This is a genomic window from Siminovitchia jepli, from assembly GCF_047228825.1.
GTDB lineage: Bacteria > Bacillota > Bacilli > Bacillales > Bacillaceae_C > Siminovitchia.
On record NZ_JBFEGN010000145.1, the window covers coordinates 1 to 5,067 of the forward strand.

At 36.8% G+C, this 5,067-nt stretch carries 7 protein-coding genes; 3 read left to right on the plus strand and 4 right to left on the minus strand.

The window, feature by feature from the left end:
* Nucleotides 1–532: 532 nt before the first annotated feature.
* The 3 genes from AB1L08_RS21480 to AB1L08_RS21490 form a co-directional block, all read right to left on the minus strand.
* Complete coding sequence (locus AB1L08_RS21480) at nucleotides 533–1,114, minus strand: Rha family transcriptional regulator (RefSeq protein WP_413066638.1); 582 nt, start codon at nucleotides 1,112–1,114, stop codon at nucleotides 533–535.
* A gap of 344 nt (nucleotides 1,115–1,458) precedes the next feature.
* Nucleotides 1,459–1,776 (minus strand): DUF771 domain-containing protein, encoded by a 318-nt coding sequence (locus AB1L08_RS21485; protein ID WP_380774287.1) that lies wholly within the window; start codon nucleotides 1,774–1,776, stop codon nucleotides 1,459–1,461.
* A gap of 60 nt (nucleotides 1,777–1,836) precedes the next feature.
* Nucleotides 1,837–2,073: a helix-turn-helix transcriptional regulator gene (locus AB1L08_RS21490; RefSeq protein WP_380774288.1), complete on the minus strand. Its 237-nt coding sequence runs from the start codon at nucleotides 2,071–2,073 to the stop codon at nucleotides 1,837–1,839.
* 158 nt (nucleotides 2,074–2,231) lie between these two features.
* Here AB1L08_RS21490 and AB1L08_RS21495 point away from each other — a divergent pair, with 158 nt between their 5' ends.
* Complete coding sequence (locus tag AB1L08_RS21495; protein WP_413066639.1) at nucleotides 2,232–2,642, plus strand: helix-turn-helix domain-containing protein; 411 nt, start codon at nucleotides 2,232–2,234, stop codon at nucleotides 2,640–2,642.
* A 279-nt stretch (nucleotides 2,643–2,921) separates the two neighbouring features.
* On the opposite strand, the gene AB1L08_RS21500 is transcribed toward AB1L08_RS21495, so the two are convergent.
* On the minus strand, nucleotides 2,922–3,350 hold the full coding sequence (locus AB1L08_RS21500; protein WP_413066640.1) for a GNAT family N-acetyltransferase: 429 nt from the start codon (nucleotides 3,348–3,350) through the stop codon (nucleotides 2,922–2,924).
* Between the two features lie 272 nt (nucleotides 3,351–3,622).
* Between AB1L08_RS21500 and AB1L08_RS21505 the strand changes: the two genes are divergently transcribed.
* Together AB1L08_RS21505 and AB1L08_RS21510 are read left to right on the plus strand one after the other, a co-directional pair.
* Nucleotides 3,623–4,126: an ImmA/IrrE family metallo-endopeptidase gene (locus tag AB1L08_RS21505; RefSeq protein WP_413066641.1), complete on the plus strand. Its 504-nt coding sequence runs from the start codon at nucleotides 3,623–3,625 to the stop codon at nucleotides 4,124–4,126.
* A gap of 64 nt (nucleotides 4,127–4,190) precedes the next feature.
* Nucleotides 4,191–5,012, plus strand: a complete 822-nt coding sequence (locus tag AB1L08_RS21510) for an Arm DNA-binding domain-containing protein (protein ID WP_413066642.1) — start codon at nucleotides 4,191–4,193, stop codon at nucleotides 5,010–5,012.
* The last annotated feature ends 55 nt before the right edge of the window (nucleotides 5,013–5,067 follow it).

Below are 5,067 nucleotides of genomic sequence, written 5' to 3' on the forward strand. Positions count from 1 at the left end.
CAAACCGGCACACTATTTCAGGTTTTTCACCGGAGTTAATTTGAAATTAGGTGTCTGAAATAATGTGCTAGTTTACAGTACTGCTTGACTTTTTTCTCTGGGATTAGCAACTCAATTTCTCTACCTGCATTACTTGTTTCAGAATCTAATAGAAATACCTTTCCACTGTTTTCAACCCGAACAGTTTGGCCGTCTAAGAGTTGAAATCGAAAAATCGTTCTCTTCAGCCCTTTGACTTTAAACAATCCAAATGAAAATGGACCTTCCGGCATTTGTACATGAGTTACAGATAAATGGTTTATGTCTATTTACCTCCCCTGTTTCATGACCGAATCGTCTTACTTCAGTTTTTGTTTCTGCCTCAAAATGCTGCATATTGTCTTCCCTTCCAGATCAAAAACAACAAATATACATGAACATTCACAGCATTTCATTAGACAAAATTGCTCTAAAAAGAATGTCAGCTTATTAAGCTACAGTTTGGGCACAGTAATTTTCACTTCCCCTTTACTCACCAAAATTGGTGAATCCGTTAATTGGGCCGACTCTCCAATTTTGATGAATCCCAATTTCGAATAAACTCAAGAGCCTCTTTAAAATCATGTCTTCGAATATCACGGTAGGAATTGACACCATAGCGATTTTTCAAATCGGAATAAATCCTCGAAAAATATTTCCTTCTGGCACCATCCCTTAATAATGGATAGTGAGTATGAATAACACGGCAAACAGCGTTTTGGATTTCCTTCTGTTCTTTTGATAACAACGTTACTTTATGACTCTCCAATACGTGGCGTGTCCGGTTAAATTCGGCTATGTACATTTCTTTAAATTGCATAGCCTTTTCTCCTGTGTATCCCATGGCCAGCATGGCAAATCCATCAAACGTCATTATGAAACTCGGCATAACCCTACCCTGCTTATTTTTGTAAGACGACTCTCCATAATTGGCTTGTCTAAAGTCAACCGAACACTTTAAATTGCGAATGTCACGCAGGACCTTGTCGTGCCCTTTTTGAAAAACTTCTGCAACCTTTAGGCTGTCTGTAAAAACGCTATTACCTTCAACAAAAACAAGCTCGCTATTTACAACGTCTTTAACTAACTTTGTCATGACATACTCTCCTTCTGGGGTATCGGCCTTTATGAGGAATCATTTCTTTTTTAAGAAACTTGGGTGGCTTGCAAAATCAATTACAATTCCTTTATTTTTCATTTCAGAAACTAAGCGTAATAATCTAGACTTTCGATCATGCGCGGAAACACATATTCCATGTTTTACATTCAATTTGAATCATTCCCTCCTGTCATTCACCATTTTTGGCGAATCCTAAAATATGTTTTTTATTGACCTTGACATGCTATACTTTTATATAAACAACCAGTAAACTATGGTTAGTATGATTCTGATTGGGCTTGGTCTGTTAGATACAATACACGACCATATATGCCGTATAGTTACCTGAAAATTTGATTAAAATGCTTATCCAAAAATTCGGCCATTTTAATTGCTTGAAAAGACCATGTCTGCCCTTTTGATTTCGGGTAATACACAAAGCCCCCATTTTCAACATCCAGTATCATCCTGAACTTTGACGGGTAGAGGATACGTTCTTTAATCCACTCATGCTTTTTGCCTGTTCGCTTTTCAAGATCTTTCATAGTCCAGTACACGCCTTTAAGCTCTTGCTTCTTCAATTCCTCCAGCTCGATCTTTGAAATTAAAACCGAATCGCCGGGGATTGGAATGGTTAAATTCACATTAAGTTGCTGCATCGTTCAACTCCCCTTTTTTTTATTTGAACTATATTGCAGAAGGCAGAATATAAAAAAACCTTAAGCTGTAGGTTGTTTGCATTTGCAAACACTAATTGCAAAAAAAATATCATCGAACTGTACTTCTAAGGTATCGCATATTTTTTTGGCAGATCCCGGACTTGGGTTCCTTTCGTTATTCTCGATTTGACTAATTAATGCATGGCTAAGATGTGCCCGCTTTGCCAATTCTCGTTGGGAAAACCCTTTTTTAACCCTTGCTTCTTTAAAAGCAACAATATTAACTTTTATGTTCATTTTCTCACCTCTTTCCACTTATGTTTGCTTTTGCAAACATATTACCATTTTTGTACACATTTGTAAACACTTTTTTATAAAAAATGCTGCACAAAGACATTGTTGTGCATTTGCTTTTGTTATCATAATGTTATCAATTGTAAACGAGGAGAATAGTTATGGAGTTTAGTAAGTATTTAAAAAAGCTAAGAGAGGAAAATAAACTTTCAATTCGCCAGCTCGCATTGTATTCCAATGTTTCTCCTGCGTATCTATCACAAATAGAAAATGGATCCAGAGGGACTCCATCTCCTGAGGTATTAAAAAAACTTTATAAACCTTTAAAAGTTCCTTACGAAAATTTATTGAGAGCAGCCGGATATATTGATGAAGAAAAAAAAGATCCATATAATACAAACTTTAATCCCCTCTCCGAAATCAACGAGCTGGTAGAAAAGTATGGCATTGAACAAATGGGCTTCTTTGACATAGAAGAGTGGAAAAACCTTTCTCCAGAAGATGTGAGGCTGATTGAAGAACATTTTAAAATGATTGTGAAGCTAGCAAAAGAACGAAATAAGAAAAAGTAGAAGCACCTGGAACCGGATATTGTTCCGGGTGCTTTTTAAGGTAAATGAAAAAAGACCTGTAACCAATCAAAGTGCAAGTTGGCAATAAAGTTGTTAAAAATCTAAGCGTTTATTCTACAATCGCGCCCTTATTCCGGAATAATAGCCGATGCATTACTGCTACTCATCATACTTATTTTTGTATGTAACTTGAACGATTTGTTGTTCACCATTCTTCTCAAAAAACTTATAAGTTTCCATTCCGATTTTTTCTGCAACTTTTTTGTGAGGGAATATTATTTAAGGTCGTATACGAAAATATGGATAGTTTAAAATATTAAATGCATATTCCTTACAGGCGGATGCTGCCTCGGTAGCATACCCCTTATTCCAATACTCTTTAATAATGTGAAACCCGATTTCTGGTAACCTCTCTCCATCAATGTTTTGTATTGTTATTCCACAACCACCGATAAATGTACCCCCATCTTTTAATATAACTGCCCATAGTCCATGTTTATCTTGCTTATAATTTTTCATATTCCATTCAATCCAATCTTTAACCTCTTCTTGATTAAAAGAATGATGGTAATATTGCATGGATTCTGGGTCGGAAAGCACCTTCGATAATTCGTTAAGATCGTCCATTTTCAACTCCCTTAGATATAATCGTTCCGTCTCAATTATCTTCAAAATGATCCCCTCTAAGCATTTAATTTTCTGTGCCACAATCGGCCCGATTGCTGAATATCATCACTGGTTTTTTAATCTAAACGATCTCTATGGTAATTCCTAACAACTGGGTTTATTTCAGATAATTGGAACTAAAACTGTTACATTTAGCCTATAAAAATAAAACCAAAGTCCTCAAAAACTATTTATATTTAATTCCATTTTTTATTGCACTCATTAAATACCACCAACTAGTACCAATATTTGGGCATTTCCTCATCTTGTAAACAAGAACGTACGTTTGTATAATTTCCACAGGAGGGATTATTATGCAGACATTGACCCGTATTTATCCGACTACAACACTTGAAGACTGGGTAACTGATTTTTATTCGCGTTTATCCATTTATCGGCCAGAACAAATTGATATACAGCTAATAGCGAGCCGATTTAGGATTTATGTACACACCAAACCGATGCCTTCTTCTCATCAGATTGTCGGCCGATACAGGGGGATTACGCTTGATAGCCGTAAAAGCAAAGAAATTCAAAGAGAAATGTTTTTTCATGAGCTTTGCCATATCCTGCGTCACTATGGAGTGCAAACTATGATGCCGGACGCTTTTCGTGAACTCCAAGAGTGGGATGCCAGAAATTTCATACGGTACGCGGCCATTCCGCAACACATGTTACAGTTTATAAATTTTGAAGACCCTTACGTGATTGATCAAATGTCCAATTTATTTAAGGTAACTCCCGAATTGTGTGAGGGGCGGCTAAAACAAATTAAAAACCGATATATTTGTAAGGCAGCAGAAAGGCTCGCTCCATAGAAGAAAGAAGGATTTAAAGGCCAATGGATTTCGATTATGATAGTTTATGAGAGGAGGAAAATAAATGGCCAGTTTTACAAAGAGAGGGAAAACATGGCAATATACAGTCAGCAGAAGGATCAACGGTAAATCAAAGCCAATACGGAAGGGAGGATTTAAGACCAAAAAAGAAGCCCAAGTGGCTGCTGCCGAGGTGGAAGAAGGTTTGCGAAAGGGGTTAGTCCCATATTTGCGTCTGGAACCATTTGATAAGTATTTTGAGGAATGGATTGATCTTTATAAAAAAGACGTAAGCCGGGTAACGATAAAGCGTTATAAGGATACGTTAAGAACGATTCAAGAGTATTTCGGACACAAACCTATCCAAGACATTTCAAAACGCGATTATCAAGCATTCCTGAACGAATACGGGCAAACGAGGGCTAAAGAGACGACAAGAAAGCTAAATAACCATATCAGGGCTTGTGTAAGGGATGCCATTGATGAAGGAATAATCCGTGTTGATTTTACACGGGGAGCAACCATCACCGGCCACGTAGAGGCAAAAAGACCAGAAGAAAAGCACCTAAATTATGAGGAAAGTAAAGTATTATTGAATGAATTATACAACCGTCTTGATCGTGCTCTCGCTTATTATTTATTATTGCTTGGATTAACCTCTGGAATGAGGTATGCAGAAATGGTGGGCTTAACAAGAAAAGATTTCGATTTCAAAAACAATGTTATCAATGTGGACAAAACTTGGGATTATAAGACCGGGGACGGCTTTGCCAAAACAAAAACGGATTTATCAAATCGCAAAATAAAAATGGACGCTAGAACGATGGCAGCATTTAAAAATTTATTTGCTGAAATGCCTTCTAACCCATCTTCCGCATATCAATAAATGTAGAAATTTGAGTTGATTTGTCTAATAAAAGGAATCCTGATTCACTCCGTCG

Coding starts and splice junctions, on each gene's coding strand:
- AB1L08_RS21495 (WP_413066639.1), top strand. CDS start 2,232: ATGGAGTTTAGTAAGTATTTAAAAAAGCTAAGAGAGGAAAATAAACTT.
- AB1L08_RS21510 (WP_413066642.1), top strand. CDS start 4,191: ATGGCCAGTTTTACAAAGAGAGGGAAAACATGGCAATATACAGTCAGC.
- AB1L08_RS21490 (WP_380774288.1), bottom strand. CDS start 2,073: ATGAACATAAAAGTTAATATTGTTGCTTTTAAAGAAGCAAGGGTTAAA.
- AB1L08_RS21505 (WP_413066641.1), top strand. CDS start 3,623: ATGCAGACATTGACCCGTATTTATCCGACTACAACACTTGAAGACTGG.
- AB1L08_RS21485 (WP_380774287.1), bottom strand. CDS start 1,776: ATGCAGCAACTTAATGTGAATTTAACCATTCCAATCCCCGGCGATTCG.
- AB1L08_RS21480 (WP_413066638.1), bottom strand. CDS start 1,114: ATGACAAAGTTAGTTAAAGACGTTGTAAATAGCGAGCTTGTTTTTGTT.